This is a genomic window from Collinsella aerofaciens (assembly GCF_005844325.1).
Taxonomy (GTDB): Bacteria; Actinomycetota; Coriobacteriia; order Coriobacteriales; family Coriobacteriaceae; genus Collinsella; species Collinsella aerofaciens_G.
Genome location: NZ_SPFY01000028.1, coordinates 1 through 20,070 on the forward strand (window position 1 = coordinate 1; position 20,070 = coordinate 20,070).

14 protein-coding genes are annotated in these 20,070 nt (G+C 61.9%); 10 read left to right on the forward strand and 4 right to left on the reverse strand.

Features of this window, described 5'->3' with window-relative positions; genetic code table 11:
* Nucleotides 1-88: 88 nt before the first annotated feature.
* Nucleotides 89-3,835 carry a phosphoribosylformylglycinamidine synthase gene (locus FGQ61_RS08205; RefSeq protein ID WP_138375192.1) on the reverse strand — a complete coding sequence of 1,249 codons (3,747 nt, stop codon included), beginning with the start codon at nucleotides 3,833-3,835 and terminating at the stop codon, nucleotides 89-91.
* A gap of 184 nt (nucleotides 3,836-4,019) precedes the next feature.
* On the opposite strand from FGQ61_RS08205, the gene FGQ61_RS08210 reads away from it, so the two are divergent.
* Nucleotides 4,020-5,582, forward strand: a complete 1,563-nt coding sequence (locus FGQ61_RS08210; RefSeq protein WP_138375193.1) for a cation:proton antiporter domain-containing protein — start codon at nucleotides 4,020-4,022, stop codon at nucleotides 5,580-5,582.
* A 345-nt stretch (nucleotides 5,583-5,927) separates the two neighbouring features.
* Here the strand turns inward: FGQ61_RS08210 and FGQ61_RS08215 are convergent, their stop codons facing one another.
* Both FGQ61_RS08215 and FGQ61_RS08220 read right to left on the reverse strand, forming a co-directional pair.
* The gene (locus FGQ61_RS08215; RefSeq protein ID WP_171021559.1) at nucleotides 5,928-6,677 is read right to left on the reverse strand and encodes an SDR family NAD(P)-dependent oxidoreductase; all 750 of its coding nucleotides are present in this window, start codon (nucleotides 6,675-6,677) and stop codon (nucleotides 5,928-5,930) included.
* A gap of 214 nt (nucleotides 6,678-6,891) precedes the next feature.
* Nucleotides 6,892-8,235 carry a homoserine dehydrogenase gene (locus FGQ61_RS08220; protein WP_138375194.1) on the reverse strand — a complete coding sequence of 448 codons (1,344 nt, stop codon included), beginning with the start codon at nucleotides 8,233-8,235 and terminating at the stop codon, nucleotides 6,892-6,894.
* A gap of 250 nt (nucleotides 8,236-8,485) precedes the next feature.
* Between FGQ61_RS08220 and FGQ61_RS09715 the strand changes: the two genes are divergently transcribed.
* The 8 genes from FGQ61_RS09715 to FGQ61_RS08260 all read left to right on the forward strand — a co-directional run bounded on the left by FGQ61_RS09715 (nucleotide 8,486) and on the right by FGQ61_RS08260 (nucleotide 15,466).
* Entirely contained in the window at nucleotides 8,486-8,788 is a 303-nt protein-coding gene (locus FGQ61_RS09715) for a hypothetical protein (RefSeq protein WP_229025963.1), read from the forward strand.
* 162 nt (nucleotides 8,789-8,950) lie between these two features.
* Nucleotides 8,951-10,138 carry an ABC transporter substrate-binding protein gene (locus FGQ61_RS08230; protein WP_138375195.1) on the forward strand — a complete coding sequence of 396 codons (1,188 nt, stop codon included), beginning with the start codon at nucleotides 8,951-8,953 and terminating at the stop codon, nucleotides 10,136-10,138.
* 139 nt (nucleotides 10,139-10,277) lie between these two features.
* On the forward strand, nucleotides 10,278-11,159 hold the full coding sequence (locus FGQ61_RS08235; protein WP_099432746.1) for a branched-chain amino acid ABC transporter permease: 882 nt from the start codon (nucleotides 10,278-10,280) through the stop codon (nucleotides 11,157-11,159).
* Between the two features lie 9 nt (nucleotides 11,160-11,168).
* A complete protein-coding gene (locus FGQ61_RS08240; protein ID WP_138375196.1) occupies nucleotides 11,169-12,248 on the forward strand; it encodes a branched-chain amino acid ABC transporter permease in 1,080 nt (359 codons plus the stop codon).
* Nucleotides 12,238-13,098 carry an ABC transporter ATP-binding protein gene (locus FGQ61_RS08245; RefSeq protein ID WP_055310550.1) on the forward strand — a complete coding sequence of 287 codons (861 nt, stop codon included), beginning with the start codon at nucleotides 12,238-12,240 and terminating at the stop codon, nucleotides 13,096-13,098. The genes FGQ61_RS08240 and FGQ61_RS08245 overlap by 11 nt, the downstream gene beginning before the upstream one ends.
* Complete coding sequence (locus FGQ61_RS08250) at nucleotides 13,099-13,812, forward strand: ABC transporter ATP-binding protein (RefSeq protein ID WP_006234438.1); 714 nt, start codon at nucleotides 13,099-13,101, stop codon at nucleotides 13,810-13,812.
* A gap of 175 nt (nucleotides 13,813-13,987) precedes the next feature.
* Complete coding sequence (locus tag FGQ61_RS08255) at nucleotides 13,988-14,665, forward strand: copper homeostasis protein CutC (RefSeq protein WP_138375197.1); 678 nt, start codon at nucleotides 13,988-13,990, stop codon at nucleotides 14,663-14,665.
* Nucleotides 14,666-14,668: 3 nt separating this feature from the next.
* Nucleotides 14,669-15,466 carry a DUF4931 domain-containing protein gene (locus FGQ61_RS08260; protein ID WP_089573302.1) on the forward strand — a complete coding sequence of 266 codons (798 nt, stop codon included), beginning with the start codon at nucleotides 14,669-14,671 and terminating at the stop codon, nucleotides 15,464-15,466.
* 30 nt (nucleotides 15,467-15,496) lie between these two features.
* Here FGQ61_RS08260 and FGQ61_RS08265 read toward each other — a convergent pair whose 3' ends face one another.
* Entirely contained in the window at nucleotides 15,497-16,495 is a 999-nt protein-coding gene (locus FGQ61_RS08265; protein ID WP_138375198.1) for a bile acid:sodium symporter family protein, read from the reverse strand.
* Nucleotides 16,496-16,771: 276 nt separating this feature from the next.
* Here FGQ61_RS08265 and recJ point away from each other — a divergent pair, with 276 nt between their 5' ends.
* Nucleotides 16,772-20,059 (forward strand): single-stranded-DNA-specific exonuclease RecJ, encoded by a 3,288-nt coding sequence (recJ, locus tag FGQ61_RS08270; protein WP_138375199.1) that lies wholly within the window; start codon nucleotides 16,772-16,774, stop codon nucleotides 20,057-20,059.
* Nucleotides 20,060-20,070: the final 11 nt, after the last annotated feature.

Genomic DNA, 20,070 nt, shown 5'->3' on the forward strand with positions numbered 1-20,070 from the left:
GGGCCCGTGGGTTATACCCTAAGAGCAAACCACCCTTTTTAAGGGTGGTTCTGATTTACCCGAGGGGATTGTACCCGATGGGAACGTATTAAGCGAAGTAGGCTACGCCGCTCTCAAAGATCGGCATGAATTTGTCGCCGGGGACATGCTCGGGCACGTTGCAGTACAGGTTGTCGCCGCGACGCTCGGCATGGCCCATCTTGCCCAGGACACGGCCGTCGGGGCTCGTGATGCCCTCGATGGCGAGTGCGGAGCCGTTGGGGTTGACGGAAAGGTCCATGCTGGGTTTGCCGTTCTCGCCCACGTACTGCGTGGCGACCTGGCCGTTGGCGATCAGCTGGGCGAGCACTTCGTCATTGGCGACAAAGCGGCCCTCGCCGTGGCTGATGGCGACGGTATAGGGGTCGTCCAGGCTGCACTGCGACAGCCACGGGGACAAGTTGGACGAGATGCGGGTGCGCACCAGACGGCTCTGGTGGCGACCGATGGTGTTGAACGTCAACGTGGGCGCATCGGGCGTGGCGTCGACGATGTCGCCGTAGGGCACCAGGCCGAGCTTGATCAGGGCCTGGAAGCCGTTGCAGATGCCCAGCATCAGGCCATCGCGGGCCTTGAGCAGGTCGCGGACTGCCTCGGTGACCTCGGGAGCGCGGAAGAACGCCGTGATGAACTTGGCAGAGCCGTCGGGCTCGTCGCCGCCCGAGAAGCCGCCGGGGATCATAACGATCTGGCTTGCACGGATGCGGCGGGCAAGCTCGTGGGTGCTCTCGGCGACGGCCTCGGGCGTGAGGTTGTTGATCACGAAGGTGTCGGCCTCGGCACCGGCGGCACGGAAGGCGCGGGCGCTGTCGTACTCGCAGTTGTTGCCGGGGAACACGGGGATGATCACGCGCGGGCGGGCGATCTTGGCGCCGCCGTACACGTGGATATCCTTGGCGCGGAAGTCGATGGTCTCGACCTCGGGGGTCTCGCCGGCGCTGCGGTAGGCGAAGACGCCCTCGATGCCGCTCTCCCAGGCCTCCTGGAGCTCGGCGAGCTCGATGACCTCGGAGCCGGTGTCGATGACATAGCCCTCGACGGTGGTGCCCAGGGGCTCGACGACAACGCCGTCGGCGACCTCGGGCAGCTCGGCGTCCTCGGCGAGCTCGACGATAAAACTGCCGTAGAGCGGGGTGAAGAGGCTCTCCACGTCTACATCCTCGGCAAGCTCGATACCGATCTGGTTACCGACGCACATCTTAAAGAGGCTCTCGGCGCCGCAGCCGTAGCCGGGCGTGGATATGGCCAGGGCGTTGCCGGTAGCAGTGAGCGCCTCGACGGCGTCAAACGCGGCGAGCAACTGCTGGGCGTCGGGACGGTAGTCCTCGCCATAGGTGGCGGGGGCGATGCGGACGACGCGGTGCGTGAGGCCCTTGAACTCGGGCGAGACGGCGCGGGCGGCCTTGCCCACGGCGACGGCGAAGCTGATCAGGGTCGGCGGAACGTTGAGCTCGCCGGTCTCGTCCTCAAACGAACCGCTCATGGAGTCCTTGCCGCCGATGGCGCCGGCACCCAGGTCGACTTGGGCCATGAGGGCGCCCAGGACGGCTGCCGTGGGCTTGCCCCAGCGCTCGGCCTCGGTGCGCAGACGCTCGAAGTACTCCTGGAAGGAGAGATAGGCGCGCTTGTGCTCAAAGCCGGCAGCCACGAGCTTGGCGATGGACTCGACCACGGACAGGTAGGCGCCCGCAAACTGGTCGGCCTCCATCAGATAGGGGTTGAAGCCCCATGCCATGGCACTCGCCGTGGTGGTCTCGCCGCCCACGGGGAACTTGGCGACCATGGCCGAGCTGGGGGTGAGCTGCGTCTTGCCGCCAAAGGGCATGAGCACGGTCGCGGCGCCGATGGTGGAGTCGAAGCGCTCGGAAAGGCCCTTGTTGGAAGCGACGTTGAGGTCGGTGACGAGCGAGGTCATGCGCTCGGCGAGCGTGGTGCCGGCCCAGCTGGGCTGCCACACGCTACGGGCGCACACGTGGGCGACCTGGTGCTTGGGTGCGCCGTTGGAGTTGAGGAACTCGCGGGACAGGTCGACGATAGCGACGCCGTTCCAGGCCATGCGCATGCGCGGCTCAGCGGTAACCTCGGCGATAACGGTCGCCTCCAGGTTCTCCTCGGCGGCGTAGCCCATGAACTCCTCGACGTCACCGTCGGCGACGGCGCAGGCCATGCGCTCCTGGGACTCAGAGATAGCGAGCTCGGTGCCGTCCAGGCCGTCGTACTTCTTGGTCACGGTGTCCAGGTCGACATACAGGCCGTCGGCAAGCTCGCCCACGGCGACCGAGACGCCGCCGGCGCCAAAGTCGTTGCAGCGCTTGATCAGACGGCAGGCGTCGCCGCGGCGGAACAGACGCTGCAGCTTGCGCTCGACAGGGGCGTTGCCCTTCTGGACCTCGGCACCCGAGGTCTCGATGGACTCGGTGTTCTGGGTCTTGGAGGAGCCGGTGGCGCCACCGATGCCATCGCGGCCGGTGCGGCCGCCCAGCAGGATGATCTTGTCGGTGGGGGCGGGGCACTCGCGACGAACGTGGTTTGCCGGGGTAGCGCCCACGACGGCGCCAACCTCCATGCGCTTGGCCACGTAACCGGGGTGATAGAGTTCGTTGACCTGACCGGTGGCAAGGCCGATCTGGTTGCCGTAGCTGGAGTAGCCGGCGGCGGCAGTGGTCACGAGCTTGCGCTGCGGCAGCTTGCCCTCGAGCGTCTCGGAAACCGGGACGGTGGGGTCACCGGCGCCGGTGACACGCATGGCCTGGTACACGTAGCTGCGGCCCGAGAGCGGGTCGCGGATGGCGCCGCCCACGCAGGTGGCGGCACCGCCGAAGGGCTCGATCTCGGTCGGGTGGTTGTGGGTCTCGTTCTTAAACAGGAACAGCCAGTCCTGGTCCTCGCCGTCGACATCGACCTTCACCTTGACGGTGCAGGCGTTGATCTCCTCGGACTCGTCGACATCGGTCATGACGCCGGTCTTCTTAAGGTACTTGGCGCCGATGGTGCCCATGTCCATGAGGCAGACGGGCTTGGCGTCGCGGCCGAGTTCGTGGCGCATCTCCATGTAGCGGTCGAAGGCTTGCTGCACCACGGCGTCGTCGATCGTCACGTCGTCCAGGACGGTGCCGAAGGTGGTGTGGCGGCAGTGGTCGGACCAGTAGGTGTCGATCACGCGGATCTCGGTGATGGTGGGGTCGCGGTCCTCATCGCGGAAGTACTGCTGGCAGAAGGCGATGTCTGCCTCGTCCATGGCAAGGCCGCGATCGGCGATAAAGGCGGCAAGGCCGGCCTCGTCGAGCTTGCGGAAGCCGTCGAGCACCTCGACGGGCTGGGGCTCGGGAGTCTCCATGTACAGCGTCTCGGGCAGGTCGAGCGAGGCGATGCGCGCCTCGACGGGGTTCACCACGTAGTGCTTGATGGCATCGCTGGCGGCCTCGTCCAGAGCGCCCGAGATCATATAGACCTTGGCGGAGCGCACGGCGGGGCGCTCGCCCTGGCTGATGAGCTGCACGCACTCGCTGGCGGAGTCGGCGCGCTGGTCAAACTGGCCAGGCAGGAATTCGACGGCAAAGACGGCGCCATCGCTTGCGGGGAGTTCGTCGTAGGTCACATCGACCTGGGGCTCGCTAAAGACGGTCGGCACGCAGGAGCGGAAAAGCTCCTCGTCGATGCCCTCGACGTCGTAGCGGTTGATGATCCTCAGGGCCTCGATGCCCTTGATGCCGAGAATTTCGGTCAGCTCGCCCTTGAGCTGCTGAGCCTCGACGTCGAACCCGGGTTTCTTCTCCACGTAGATACGAGAGACCATTGGTTCCTGCCTTCCTGATCGGTTGGGCGTACGGTACGGTATGCGGCAGCGGTCGGTTTACGGGACAAGCCTCGCGGTCGCCTTGAGCCACATGTTTGTAAACCTCACTATGATACGACAGCTCGCGGCGCGTTGAGGACGGCGAGGGTGCTACAGTGAAGCGCAAACAAGAGAAAGGCATCACATGGCATTCGTTTCGCTCGCCATCATCGCACTCGTGGCCTTTGCGAGTCCTTTTATCGCCTCGGCGATTCCCGGAAAACCCGTTCCCGAGACGGTCTTTTTGCTCGTGCTCGGCGCGGTGCTGGGACCCCATATGCTCGGCGTCATCCATGTAGATGCCGAGGTCTCGCTTGTGTCCGAGCTGGGCCTGGCCTTCTTGTTCCTGCTTGCCGGCTTTGAGATCGACCCCAAGAGCATCACGGGCGTCGAGGGGCGCTACGGCTTGGCGACGTGGGTCGTCACGTTTGGTATCGCCTGGCTTGCCGTACGCTTTACCCCGTGGTTCTCGGTCAGTCATTTCGACGGTATCGCCGTGACGCTTGCCCTCACTTCGACGGCGCTCGGTACGCTCGTGCCCATCATGCGTGAGCGCTCGCTCACCGGCACGCGCGTGGGCGACTCGATTCTCGCGTATGGCACTTGGGGTGAGCTCGGCCCTGTGCTTGCCATGTCGGTGCTGCTGTCTGCCCGCACCGGCATCCAAACGCTTGTGATCCTTGGCTTGTTTGCGGTGGTCTGCGTGTTGCTGGCCGTGGTCCCGAGCCGCTCCAAGCGCGTCGGCAGCCGCTTCTTTGCGTTTGTCGAGGAACGTGCCGATACCACGTCGCAGACCTTCGTGCGCCTGACGGTGCTCATCCTGGTCACACTCGTGGCGTTCTCGGCTGTCTTTGATCTCGACATCGTGTTGGGTTCTTTTGCCGCCGGCTTTGTCCTGCGCTACATCATCCCCGAGGGCAACCATACGCTCGAGACCAAGCTCGACGGCCTGGCCTACGGCTTTTTGATTCCGGTATTCTTTACCGTATCGGGCGCAAAGATCAATCTGACGGCCGTGGCGTCGCGCCCGGGTCTGCTCGTGGGCTTTATCGTGGCGTTGTTGATTATTCGTGCCGTTCCCATTCTCATCTCTATGAGCATTTGTCCTGCGACGCGCGATGTGTCGGCGTATGGTCGCATTACCGTGGCCCTGTACTGCACCACGGCCCTGCCGATCATCGTTGCCGTGACAAGCGTTGCCGTCAACGCGGGCGCGCTGTCGCAAGATATTGCGTCGGTCATGGTTGCCGCCGGTGCCATCACGGTGTTCTTGATGCCGTTGCTCGCGCAGCTCTTCTACCGCGTGGTCGACGCCGCGCCGGTCGCCGCCGTGGCAGAAGTTGCCGAGCATCCATCCGATGCGCTCGACATCCTGCGCGCCCATCACGATTTGGCGAGCCTGCTCGCACGTGAGCACGAGCTGCTGACTTCGCATGGCCATGGTCGCGTATTCGAGGGCTTGCCTACGCTCGATACGATTGCCGAGCGTCTTTCCGCCGAGGCGGCGAGCGGCCATATCGATGCCCGTATTGTGGACGCGGCACATCTTCTTGCCGATAAGACCTATGGAGACGAGGTCGACCCGTCCGAGCTGACTCCGCGCGAGCGTCGCCGCCTGGAGCGCGCCAAGCTCGCCGTGCGCGAATACCGCCGCCGCATGCTGGAGCTCTATGCAAGAGAAGAAGCCGAGGACGACGACGGCAAGTAGTCGATACTCTCTCGGGGAAGCCGCGTCCTGCTTTGAAGGCTCGGAACGGGATGTGGTTTCCGAAACGGGGGCCGTTGGGAAACTGTGTCCCGGAATGGGCGCTCAGAGTGGGATGCAGTTTCCGCGAGAGACCCGTTGCGGAAACGGTATCCCAGAATCGGCGTTCAAAACGGGGCGCTCTTTCCGAAACATGGCCCTGAGGGAAGCTGCGTCCCGGTCTGAGTCGGAATTCCGGGACACAGCTTCCCTTTCAAACAGAAGAAGGCGCGCTGCCTGCAGTTGATGCAGACGGCGCGCCTTCTTTGTTGGACTATGTTGAGGCTGGGAGCTGAGGCTTGTGGTCCCTTAAGAGCGGGCGGCTCCGTCGACGGGGAGCACGGCGCCCGTGACATAGGAGGACATGTCGCTCGCTAGGAAAACGAAGGCGTTGGCGACGTCCTCGGGCTCGCCCATGCGGCCGAGCGGAATGGTGGCGATGATGGGCTTGATGACCTCTTCGGGAAGGTTGGCGACCATATCGGTCTTGGTCACGCCGGGAGCGACAGCGTTGACGCGAATGCCCATGGGGGCGAGCTCGCGCGAGAGCGACTGGACCATACCGTTGACGGCGAACTTGGACGTGGGATAGCCAACGCCGGAGGGCTGACCGTACTTGGCGACCATCGAGCTCGTGGTGGTGATGGTGCCGCCGTGGCCTGCCTCGGCCATAATCTTGGCAGCGGCTTGGTGGCCGTTAAAGACGGCGACGACGTTGAGGTCCATGACCTTGGCGAACTCTTCGGCCGTGTACTCCAGAAGCGGCGAGCGCTGGGAGATGCCGGCGTTGTTAACGACCGTGTCCAGGCCACCCATGTCGGCGGCTGCCTCGGTAAAGGCCTCGGTTACGGCCTCGAGCGAGGTGAGGTCGCAGGTGCGGCCCCAGACCTTGGCCTCGGGATAGGCTGCGGCCAGCTTTTCAACGGCGGCGTCGGCAGTCTCCTGACGCGAGCCAAAGACCGTGACGGCGGCGCCCTCCTCGATAAAGCGACAGGCGATGGCATAGCCGATACCGCGCGTGCCTCCGGTGATGATTGCTTTCTTGCCCTCGAGCAACATGGTGCTTCCTCTCATCGCGGGCGGACATTCGCAGCACAGCGTAGCGGTAGCCGGAATCGGTCGCGTCTGCATATCGGTGAACGGTAGCCCGCGTTACCGATGAGCGGTTCGCGCAAATGTACTCTGCCGTTGTGCTTGGGGCAGGAGACAAAAGGGCTCCCGTCCCACATCGGACGGGAGCCCTCAAAGCGTGTATTGCTAGGCAAGCGTTGGATTAGTTGGCCATAACACCTTCGGTCCAGGCCTCGACGTCCTCGATACGCAGGACGTTGGCGACCTCGGCCACGCAGTCGACACTGGCAAGCTCGGCGGCGGCAGCCTGGACGTCCTTCTCGAGTGCGCGGTGCGTCAGGAAGATGACCGAGCAGGCATCGCTGACGCCCGACTTGCCGTCCTCGACCTGGTTGATGAGCGAGATCGAGATGTTGTGCTTGGCAAAGATGTCGACCGTCTCGGACAGGGCGCCCACGCGGTCGGCGACCTTCAGACGCACATAGTACTTGGTCTGGAGTTCGTCCATGGGCTTAAAGGCGAGGTTGTGACCATAGGGCTCAATCTCGGGAAGCGGAGCCACGCCGCGGCTGATCTGCTCGGAGAGCGACAGGATATCGCCCACGACGGCGCTTGCGGTGGGGAAGGAGCCTGCGCCGGCACCGTAGAACATGGTTTCGCCCACGGCGTCACCCACCACGTAGACGGCGTTCATGGCGCCGTTGACCTTGGCGAGCATGTGGTCGGCGGGGATCAGCGTGGGATGCACGCGGACGTCGACGCCGGCGTCGGTGTTGCGGGCGATGCCGAGCAGCTTAATGGTGTAGCCGAGTTCGCGTGCCTGGGCGATGTCCTCGGCGCCGATGGTACGGATGCCCTGCTGGTATACGTCGTCGGTGGTCACACGGGTGCCAAAGCCGATGGAGGCGAGGATCGCCGTTTTGCTGGCGGCGTCGAAGCCGTCGACGTCGGCGGACGGGTCGGCCTCGGCATAGCCCTTGGCCTGCGCGTCGGCGAGCACGTCGGCGTAATCGGCACCCTCGGCGTCCATGCGCGACAGGATGTAGTTGGTGGTACCGTTGAGAATACCGGCGATGGTCAGGATCTTGTTGCCCACCAGGTCGTGCTCAAGCGTGCTCACGATGGGGATGCCGCCGCCGCAGCTGGCCTCGCACTTAATCTGCACGCCGCACGCGCGTGCCTTCTCGGCAAGCGTCTCGACGTGACGGCCCAGTAGGGCTTTGTTGGCAGAGACGACGTGCTTGCCGTGCTCAAAGGCAGTGGTGAAGATCTCGGTTGCGGGATGCTCACCGCCGATCAGCTCGACGACGATGTCGACGGCGGGGTCGCTGACGACGTCGTGCCAGTCACTCGTAAAGGCCTCGCGCTCAATGCCTGCCGCCTCGGCCTGCTCCCAAGCAAGCGCGCAGGCGCGGGTCAGCTTAAGGTCGATGCCGTAGGCTGCCAGGTACTCATCGTGGTGGCTCTTGATCAGACGGGCCACGCCGCCGCCGACGGTTCCCAGACCGATCAGACCGACGTTCACGGTGCGCAGGGGTTCGCTCATAGATAGCTCCTTCGTGCATCTTATGGATGGATTAACCGCTTAAAGGTTGAGTGCATTCTAGCGTGAACCGAGGGCGCGTGCTCGCCAGGCAACAGGAGTCGCACAAAACGGCACCCCCGAAACGCTGCGGAAACATTGGAAACATGCTCGCTACAAACGGAACTCCGTAACAAACTGTCAACGTTTGCACCATGAGGTTTGCCCCGTACCGCAAGACGGCCGCACTGCGGCCAGCGAAGAGGGGGGCACCATGCTTAGCATCAACAACGTACTTAACCGCAGGAGTTTCCTTGTCGGAGCCACGCTTATTTTTGCCCCGATCTATTTCACCCCAGCGTCCGTTTTGCTCAAGAACGCCAAGGACATGAGCTACGACATGACACTAATGGGTGCCGACGGCATGGACAGCCTATGTAATCCAGGACGGCAAGTACATCTCCGCCTAAGTGCATATAACGAGACCGGTGAGGCCGTTTTATTCAGGGCAAGGGCGCTTGTAACAGAACAGAAACATTACTTTCACATAATAAAGTGGCTAAACTGCATAAACTGATAGAAATACGCATAAAAATGGATAAATGGACAAAGCAAAAGAAAAGTTGAAATAATCGCCACTTTTCTCAACTAAAGCGTCTACTATTTTGCGAACGCCGAACACGGCGAAGGATGGCCTGTCGGGTAACCGAAACCCGACGAGATTTGAGAGGAGAGCCGCATGTCGAGCCTCACCGGTAAGTCATTGAACCCTGTTATGAATCGCAGGAGCGTTATCGCGAGCGCAGCAGGTCTGGGGGCGATGTCCATTCTAGCTGGCTGCTCCTCCAACGGCGGCGACAGCGGTTCCGCTTCGAGCGACGCTTCGTTTAAGATCGGCACCATCGGCCCGCTGACCGGCGCCAACGCGTCCTACGGCAAGTCCGTTACCCAGGGTGTCGAGCTTGGCTGCAAGGATTTTTCGACCAAGGAGCTGCCGCTTGCCAGCAAGGCCGAGGATGACCAGGCCGATGGCGAGAAGGCCGTCAACGCCTTCAACACCCTGCTCGACTGGGGCATGCAGGCCCTCGTCGGCCCGACTACCACGGGTGCGTCGGTTGCCGTTGCCGCAGAGTGTGGTAACGACCCCAAGACGTTCATGATCACCCCGTCCGCGTCCTCCGAGGACGTCACCGACGGCAAGGATTGCGTCTTCCAGGTTTGCTTCACCGACCCCAACCAGGGTGTCAACGCTGCCAAGTTCCTGGCGCAGAAGTATGCGGACGAGAAGTTCGTGCTGTTCTATAACTCCGGCGACGCCTATTCTTCGGGCATCGCAGATTCCTTTAAGGCCCAGGCCGCTGAGTCCAAGCTCGAGATTGTTGACGAGGAGACCTTTAAGGACGACTCCGCCACGAGCTTTACGAACCAGCTGACCAAGGCCAAGCAGGCCGGCGCCACCATGATCTTTGCGCCGATCTACTACACGCCGGCGTCCGTCCTGCTCAAGAACGCCAAGGACATGGGCTACGACGTCAAGATGATGGGCTGCGACGGCATGGACGGCATCCTGGGCGTTGAGGGCTTCGATACCTCTCTTGCCGAGGGTCTGCTGCTCATGACCCCGTTCTCCGCCGACGACGAGAAGAACGCCGACTTCGTCAACGCTTACAAGGATAAGTACGGCGATACCCCCGACCAGTTTGCCGCCGACGCCTACGACGGCGTGCACGCGGTGGCCGAGGCCCTCAAGGAGGCCGGTCTTGGTGTCGACGCCGACCCGACCGAGGCCGCCGAGAAGCTGTCCAAGGCTATGCTCAAGATTACCGTTGACGGTCTGACCGGCAAGCTCACCTGGAACGATAAGGGCCAGGTCCAGAAGGAGCCCACGGCGTACGTCATCACCGACGGCAAGTACGTACAGGCCTAATTGGCCGCCTTACATAGAGCGGTTTTGATCCCAAGCAGGGGAGGTTTTGGCCTTCCCTGCTTGCTTGGTATCTAGGGACGATGTAACGTCCCTGTTTCATACATCAACTGGAAACCTATTCGAAAGGGGGATGTGGAACATGACGGTCTTTATCCAATACCTGGTCAACGGCCTGTCCATGGGCAGCGTCTACGCCATCATCGCGTTGGGCTACACCATGGTCTACGGTATCGCCAAGATGCTGAACTTCGCTCACGGCGACGTTATCATGGTCGGTGCCTATGTCTCGTTCTGCGCCACGTCGTATCTCGGCCTCCCGGGCTGGGCATCTGTAGTTCTCTCTTGTGTGGTCTGTACCGTTCTCGGTGTTCTCATCGAGGGTCTGGCATACAAGCCGCTGCGTCAGGCGGGCCCGCTGGCCGTTCTGATCACGGCTATCGGCGTGTCTTACTTCCTGCAGAACGCCGCGCAGCTTCTGTGGGGCGCCACGCCCAAGAACTTCACTTCGCTCGTCACCTTCCAGGTGCCGGAGTTCTTGGCCAAGTTCAACGTAAGCGCCGTCTCGCTCGTCACCATCGTCGCCTGCCTGGTTATCATGGCCGGCCTGATGTTCTTTACAGGTAAGACCAAGATGGGTAAGGCCATGCGTGCCGTGTCCGAGGACAAGGCCGCCGCTCAGCTCATGGGCATCAACGTCAACCGCACCATCTCGATGACGTTTGCCATCGGCTCTGCCCTTGCCGCCATCGCCGGCGTGCTGCTGTGCTCCTACTCGCCGGTGCTGCAGCCTACGACGGGCGCCATGCCTGGCATCAAGGCCTTCGACGCCGCCGTCTTCGGTGGCATCGGTTCCATCCCCGGCGCCTTTGTCGGTGGCATTCTCATCGGCATCATCGAGGCGATGGCGCAGGCCTACATTTCCACGAGCCTTGCCAACTCCATCGTCTTTGGTGTTTTGATCATCGTCCTGCTCGTCAAGCCTGCCGGCCTCTTGGGCAAGTACGTCCCCGAGAAGGTGTAGGTGAGCGTTATGAAGTTTCTTAAAGATAAGCAGACGCGTCACGACTTTGTTACGTATGCCATGTGCATCGTGGCCTTCGCCATCGTGTTCTTTATGCAGTCGAACCACATGATTCCGCGCATGATCGCCGGTCAGTTGGTTCCCATTACGGCCTACATCGTCATGGCCATTTCCCTCAACCTTGTCGTCGGCATCGCGGGCGACCTGTCGCTGGGCCATGCGGGCTTTATGAGCGTCGGCGCCTATACGGGAATCGTCACCGCGGTCGCCCTCGAGAGCGCCGTTCCCTCCGATCCGGTGCGCCTTGTCATCAGCATCGTGGTCGGCGCTATCGCCGCTGCCGTCTTGGGCTTCTTGATCGGTATCCCGGTCCTGCGCCTGAGCGGCGACTATCTGGCCATCGTGACCCTGGCTTTTGGCGAGATCATCAAAGAGATCGTCACTTGCCTTATCGTGGGTGTCGACTCGCGCGGCCTGCACGTGATCTTTAACATCACGGGCAACTCTACGATCGACGACCTGCACCTGCTCGAGGACGGCACCGCCATCATCAAGGGCGCCCAGGGCGCCTCGGGCGTGTCGACGTACTCGACCTTCCTCGCCGGTGCCATCCTGGTCATGGTCGCACTCGTGATCGTGCTCAACCTGGTTCGCAGCCGTACCGGCCGTGCCATTATGGCCGTGCGCGATAACAAGATTGCAGCCGAGTCCGTAGGCATCTCCGTCACCGAGTACCGCATGATCGCCTTCGTGGTTTCCGCTGCCCTCGCCGGTGCTGCCGGAGCCCTCTTCGGCGGTAACTTCTCGCAGCTCTCCGCCACCAAGTTCGACTTCAACACGTCCATCCTCATTCTGGTGTTCGTGGTCCTGGGCGGTCTGGGCAATATGCGCGGCTCCGTCATCGCGGCGGCGCTGCTCACGGTGCTTCCCGAGCTGCTCCGTCAGTTCTCGGACTACCGTATGCTCATTTACGCTATCGTGCTGATCCTGGTCATGATCTTTACCAACAACCCGCAGCTCAAGGCGTTCTTCGCACGCATTAAGGATCGCTTTGCTTCCAAGAAGGAGGTGGCAGCCGATGCCCAGTAAATTTGAGTTCAAGAAGGGCAAGATGGTCCCGTATCCTTCTGGCGCCATCGTTCCCGATCGTGACCTGGGCGAGCGCCCTGCACTCGAGTGCATCCACCTGGGCATTGAGTTCGGTGGCCTTAAGGCAGTCGACGACTTTAGCCTGACTATCGGCAAGACCGAGATCGCCGGTCTGATCGGCCCCAACGGTGCCGGTAAGACCACGGTCTTCAACCTGCTCACCAAGGTGTATCAGCCCACGCACGGCACCATCCTGCTCGACGGAGAGGATACCTCGGGCAAGTCGGTCTATCAGGTCAACCGCATGGGTATTGCCCGTACCTTCCAGAACATTCGCCTGTTCAACACCATGACGGTGGAGGATAACGTTAAGGTCGGTCTGCATAACCAGGAGCGTTACTCCGGCTTTGAGGGCGTGCTGCGCCTGCCGACGTATTGGAAGCACGAGAAGGCCGCCCACGAGCGCGCCATGGAGCTGCTGTCCATCTTTGATATGGAGCATCTGGCAAACGAGCAGGCCGGATCGCTGCCTTACGGCGCTCAGCGTCGTCTGGAGATCGTCCGCGCGCTTGCCACCAACCCCAAACTGCTGCTGCTCGACGAGCCTGCCGCCGGCATGAACCCGTCCGAGACCGCGGAACTCATGGAGAACATCGTTAAGATTCGCGACACCTTTGGTATCGCCATCATGCTTATCGAGCACGACATGTCGCTCGTCATGAATATTTGCGAGGGTATCTGCGTGCTCAACTTTGGTAAGGTCATCGCCAAGGGCACGGCAGAGGAAATCCAGAACAACGACGCCGTTATCGAGGCATATCTGGGCAAGCAGGATAAGGGGGAGAACTAAATGGCAGAGCCGATGCTTTCCGTCTACAACATCAACGTCTGGTACGGCGCCATCCACGCCATCAAGGACATCTCCTTTAACGTCAACGAGGGCGAGATCGTGGCTCTGATCGGTGCGAACGGTGCCGGCAAGTCCACAACGCTCAAGACCGTCTCGGGCCTGCTGCGCTCCAAGACCGGCTCCATCAAGTTTATGGGCGAGGACATTACTCATACGCCCGCCGATAAGCTGGTTGGTAAGGGCCTGGCCCAGGTGCCCGAGGGCCGTCGCGCCTTTTTGCAGATGACGGTCGAGGAGAACCTGGAGATGGGCGCCTACACGCAGCCCAAGTCCACGGTTGCTCCGGGCCTTGAGCGCGTCTACGAGCAGTTCCCGCGCCTGAAGGAGCGCCGTCGCCAGGTCGCCGGCACCCTTTCGGGCGGCGAGCAGCAGATGCTCGTTATGGGCCGCGCCCTTATGAGTAATCCCAAGCTGCTCATGCTCGACGAACCTTCCATGGGTCTGGCACCGATTCTGATCGAACAGATCTTCCAGATTGTCGAGGACCTGCACAAGGCCGGCACCACGGTGCTTCTGGTCGAGCAAAACGCGCAGATGGCGCTTTCCATCGCCACACGCGGTTACGTGCTCGAGACCGGCAAGATCACCATGACCGGCACCGGCCAAGAGCTCCTGCATGACGACAACGTCCGCAAAGCCTACCTCGGAGGCTAACCCACCTAACAAAAGGGGCGCTGACTATCTCAGTCAGCGCCCCTTTTTAAGTTGCGGTGAAATAGGGACTGAATACGGGCTCCAGAGGCCAAAAGAGTCCCTATTCCACCGCAACTTCATGGGGATGTGTGACAATGCCCGTCGGAAAACATCTGCTGTCTTTGGGGGTCTATCTATGCTGTACGAGTTTTGTGCCGAGAACTTTGAGCGTGTGCCGGCGGCTATCGATGCCGGTGCTAAGCGCATCGAGTTGTGCGACAACCTTGCCGTCGGTGGTACCACGCCCTCGGCCGGCGTTATCAGCACTACGGTCAGCTATGCTCACGAGCATGACGCGCGAGTGATGTGCATGATTCGCCCGCGTGGCGGTGACTTTCACTACAACCAGGACGAGCTGCGCATGATGGAGATGGACTTGGGTCTTGCCGTGAGCGCCGGCGTTGAAGGCCTGGTCTTTGGCTGCTGCAAGCCCTGTGCCGGCGGCTGGGCGCTCGACGAGCTCACCCTCGGCGCCCTCGTGATGGCTACGGGCTGCGCGACCGAGGAGTGCAAGCGCGGGGCCATCGATATCACCTTCCACATGGCCTTTGACCAGCTCTCGCCCGAGGCTCAGCTGGACGCCATTGACACACTCGCCGACTGCGGCATCACGCGCATCCTGACGCATGGTGGTGCTGCCGGAACGCCGATCGAGGACAACCTGGAGCACCTGTCGCGTCTTGTCGAGTATGCGGGCGACCGCCTGACCATCCTTCCCGGCGGCGGCATTTCTACGGCCAACCGCGATACCGTGGCGGCGGCATTGAGCGTCTCCGAGCTCCATGGCACCAAGATCGTGCCGCTGGAGGCGTAACCCGTGGCGCTGGTATTTGACGTTCAGCAGGCGAACGGTAAGCCCGACGACAACCGGCGCCCTGGCACCGCGTGTCCCTTTTGCGATACCGAGGAACTTGCCGATATCATCCGGCGCGATGGTGACTGCATCTGGCTCGAGAATAAGTTCAAGACCCTGCGCGCCACCCGTCAAACCGTGCTGATCGAGTCGGCCGATCACGATGCCGACCTGGTGATCTATGAGCCGGATGAACTCCACCATGTGATGCGGTTTGCCCTGGGTTGCTGGCAGCAGATGATCGATTCACAGCAGTATCGCAGCGTTCTCATGTACAAGAACAAGGGTCCGCTCTCGGGCGGTAGTCTCGTTCATCCGCACATGCAGATTGTGGGTTTGGAGCAGGAAGACGGCTACACTTCGCTGACTTCTGCCAATTTCGAAGGCATCAATGTCTGGCAACAGGGGAGAATCTCGGTCAATATCTCAACCGAACCGATCATGGGGTTCTTTGAGATCAACGTTTCAGCCCCGCAGGGAATCGCCGCCAGCGATGACGCACGAGACCAAGCCGAGGCGGATCTCTTTGCCGATGCGATCCAGGTAGCTCTGCGCTATATCCTAAACGAGCACCACGGTGGTCGCGCAGAGTCGTACAACTTGTTCTTCTATCACCTGGGCGGTCGGACCATTGCCAAGGCGCTGCCGCGTTGGGTGGTTTCGCCCTACTTTGTCGGCTATCGTTTGGCCCAAGTCAATGCCGAGACGACGCTCGATATCGATGCTGAGCGTCTGCGTGCGCATCTGGAAACGCTCGTATAGCAAGACTAACACCCGCGTAATGCGGACAGCCTAGCGCGCCATGGCGTCGCGGCCGGCTTCGACCCGCTTGCGCTGTTTGGTGCGCTCCTCGCAGGTTAGGCACTCAAAGAGATGCCCGATAATCGAGGCCAGCACCTGCTGAAACAGCGTGCCGCACATGGCGGGGAACACGACCTCGCCCGGAAAGTACTGCGTGGCGATGACGGCACCCGAAGAGATGTTGCGCATGCCGCAGGTAAAGCACATGGTAGTCGTCTCGCTATATGGCAGATGCAGCGCACGTGCGACCAGAAAACCGACGACAAAGCCGCTGATGGCGAAGACCAAAATAAAGAGGGCGACTTCCAGGCGCACCGCGTTTATGTGCAGCACGTACTCGCTCATAGCGGTGGAGTTGGACGCGATGACGCCCATCATCATGAACTTGCAGGCGGGCGAGAGCACGGGAGAGAGTTTCTCGTGGCCCCAGCCGCGCGTGAGTTCATTGATGGCAATACCGAGCACAGCGGGGATGGCGATCATAAAGGCCATGTTCTGCATCATGCTCGGCACGTCGATCGAGACGGTGGCGCCCAGCAGGAGCTTGAGCGTAAGCGGAATCGTCACAGGTGAGATGACCGAGGACGTCAGGATGATGGTGAGCGCGAGCGGGCCGTTGCCGCCGAACATGCTGATCCACATAAAAGCGGTGACGGCCACGGGCACGCTGTATTCGAGCACAATGCCGCAGACAAGGTTGGGGTTGGAGCCAAAGAAGAGTGACCCCATGGCATACGCCGCGATGGGAATAAGCACCGCCGAGACGAGCAGCGCCAAGACTAGGTGCAACGGACGGCGGAACACCTCGGTTACCTGGTGAAAGGTGTTGCTGAGCGCACCCTGAAACGTCATAAAGGCAAACAAGGTGGGAACGATGGGCTTGAGTACGCCAATCTGTTGGGGAAAGAGCACGCCGAGTGCCACGCAAATCGGAACGATGACCTGCATGTGCCCCGCGAGAAACTTGCCCAGTCCAACCCATTGCTTCATATGCGCTTGTGACTCCCTTTGCCCGTGAACCCGTTTTGAATGGATATGCTAGACGCTCGCATGCGTCCGTGCGTCAGAAACGCTCGAATATTTCGAGGCTATTACCGGCATCGTTTACCGAAACCGCGGCGTGCTGCGGCGATTTGCGTCTGCTCTGCACGGTATAATAAATCCGTTCAACAGATCTGCCTGCCGAAGCGGGCATACACAGAGGACTCATCGCTATGAACCGTGAGAGGTATCGCGGCGACCTGCCCCTATCGGGGGTGGGCGCCTATGTCATCGCTTAAGACGACGCATCGCTGGGCGGTCGCTCAGCAAAACCCCGAGCTCGAAAAGGAGCTTTCGGCTGGCCTGGGCATTCCCGGGCTGGTGGCGCGTATTATGGTCGCGCACGGCATTACATCCATCGAAGAAGGTCAGCTGTTTTTGACGCCTTCGCTCGATCGCGACTGGGCCGACCCACTCATTATCCCGGGCATGTCGGTCGTTGCCGACCGCGTCGAGCGTGCTATTTGCAGCCACGAGCACATTGCGGTCTTTGGCGATTTTGACGTTGACGGTATTACGTCGACCTGCCTGTTGACCGAGGCACTGCGCACGTTTGGCGCCGATGTCACGCCGTTTATTCCGCATCGCTTTGACGAGGGCTACGGCCTGTCGCGCGCGGCGCTCGACCGCGTCAACGAGCTCGCTCGCCCTCAGCTGATCGTGACCGTCGATAACGGTATTGCCGCCAAGGAAGAAGTCTCCTATCTGGAGAGCCTGGGGATCGATTTGGTGGTCACGGACCATCACGAGCCCTCCGACCAGGTGCCGCAGGGCGTGCCCCTGACCGACCCCAAGCTCGAGGACGAGGGCCCCTCGCGCGAGCTTGCCGGTGCCGGCGTGGCGCTCAAGCTGGTGCAGGTCCTGGGCGAGCGTTTGGGCAAGCCGTCGTATTGGCGTTCGCTGATCGAGGTCGCGGCGCTGGGCACCGTGTCCGACATGATGCCGCTCACGCCCGAGAATCGCGCACTGGTCGCCGAGGGCATCCAGCAGATGCGCGTGACGGCCCGTCCCGGCTATATCGCGCTTGCCGCACTTGCCAAGGCCGACCTTTCTACCATTACGGCCGACGGCCTGTCGTTTTCGCTCATCCCTCGTCTGAATGCTGCCGGCCGCATGGCTGATCCCAAGCTGGCGCTCGACCTGCTGCTTGCCCGTGATCCTATCGAAGCAAGTGCACTGGCAGCCGAGCTCGAGGAAATCAATCGCCAACGCCGTGAGATCGAGGCGGAGCTCACGCGCGATGCCATGGCGAAGGTCGAGGAGACTTATGACGGCGGGCGCGCAATCGTCGTGGGCGGCGAGGGCTGGCACGAGGGCGTCAAAGGCATCGTGGCGAGCCGCTTGACCAATCGCTATCACGTGCCGGCGCTGCTGTTCTCGATCGAGGACGGTATCGCGCGCGGCTCTGGTCGCTCGGTGGGCAAAGTTAACCTGTTTGACGCCGTCGAGCGTTGTTCCGACCTGCTGATTCGTCGCGGCGGACATGCCGGTGCGGTGGGTGTGACCATCGAGGCATCCAAGCTCGATGAGTTCCGCCGCCGCCTTTCCGCCGTGCTATCGGAGCTTTCCGCCGAGGACTTTGAAGACACCGACGAGGTCGCCGCCACCGTCGACCTTTCCGAGCTGAATATCGAGACCATCGAGCAGATCTCCCGTCTTGAGCCGTTTGGCCAGGGCAACAAGGTGCCGCTGCTGGCTGCCGAGGGCGTGACGATGTGCGACCGCGCCGTGGTGGGCAAAACCGGCGAGCACATGCGCTTTGTGGCGACCGATGGCGCCGCGAGTGTGCCGGCCATTATGTTCCGCGTGCCGCAAATCGATAAGCTCATCAACTGCGATAGCGCTGTCGACTTGGTGTTCGAGGCCGTTGCCGAGCATTGGCAGGGGCGTGTGAAGCCCAAGCTCATGATCAAGGATGTTCTGGTTCGCGATACCACGCTGCCCAGCGTCGATGATCCGGCATGCGAGCTTCGTCGTGGCGTGCAGCCGGCGGATTCCGGCCTGCGCCTGGAGTCGCGTAAGCGCGAGACGCTCGCCCAGCTTTCCTATACCGAGCTCACGCGCTCGCTTATCCATAGCTTTATCGGATCGAACCAGCCGCACCGCGCGCAGGTTGAGGCGCTCGATGCCTTGGCCGACCACCAGAGCGTCTTGGCCGTTATGGGAACGGGCCGCGGCAAGTCTCTCATCTTCCATGTACATGCTGCGCGCGAGGCTGTCCTTCGCGGACGTGCGAGCATCTTTGTCTATCCGCTGCGCGCGCTTGTTGCCGACCAGGCCTATCACCTCTCGTCGACGATGGCAGCGCTTGGCATTGGCGTTGGCGTGCTGACCGGCGAGACCGTGGAGGCCGCACGCGATGATGTGTTCGCCGGCCTAGCTTCGGGCCGCACCGGTATCGTGCTCACGACGCCCGAGTTCCTATCTATCCACCGTGACCGCTTCGCGCGTTCGGGCCGCATCGGCTTTGTCGTTATCGATGAGGCGCACCACGCCGGCCTTGCCAAGGGCGGCGACCGCAGCGCCTATCTCGACATGCCCGATATCCTCAAAGCCCTGGGCGACCCGGTTGTTATGGCTGCGACGGCCACCGCGACGGCTCCGGTCGTGGCCGAGCTTGCCCGCATGCTGCCGATTACTCGCACGGTGGTCGACGAGACGGTGCGCGAGAACCTGCAGCTCGAGGACGACCGCGACCTTGCGAGCCGCGAGAACCGTTTGGTGTCGATCGTGGCGACGGGGGAGAAGACCGTCATTTACGTCAATTCGCGCGACCAGTCCGTGGCGCTCGCCAAGACGTTGCGCAAGCGTGTGCCCGATTGCGCAACCCATATCGCGTTCTATAACGCGGGGCTTGCGCGCTCCGATCGCCGCCGCGTGGAGGAAGCATTCCGAGACGGAAGCCTCAGCTGCATCGTCTCGACCTCTGCCTTTGGCGAGGGTGTCAATCTGCCCGATATCCGCCATGTCGTGCTGTACCACATGCCGTTTGGCGCCATTGAGTTCAACCAGATGAGCGGGCGTGCCGGTCGTGACGGACAGCCCGCCGTGATCCACCTGCTCTATTCGTCGCGCGACGCCCGCATCAACGAGCGCCTGCTCGACTGCTACGCACCCGAGCGCGACGAACTCGTCACACTCTATCGTGCGTTGCAGACCATGTGGCGCTCCAACCGCGGTAAGACCGGGGATGATTCATTCTGCGCAAGCGATATCGACATCGCGCAGATGTGCCTTGCCATCGATGCTCGCACGCCGGTCGACGAGCGCTCGGTGGAAAGTGGCCTGGGAATCTTCGAAGAGCTTGGTTTCTGTCGCGTTTCGGGGTTTGACGACACCCGTCGCATCGCGATGGCCGAAAACCCCGGCCGTGTGCAATTGAGCAGGTCAATTCGCTATTTGGAGGGCTTGCGCTCGCGCATGGAGTTCTCGGCTTTCCGGAGTTGGGCGCTCGATTCGTGCGCTTCTGATATGCTAGCCAAAGTTAACCGCCCGATCGTACCGCGGGCCTAGGGGAAGGGGAC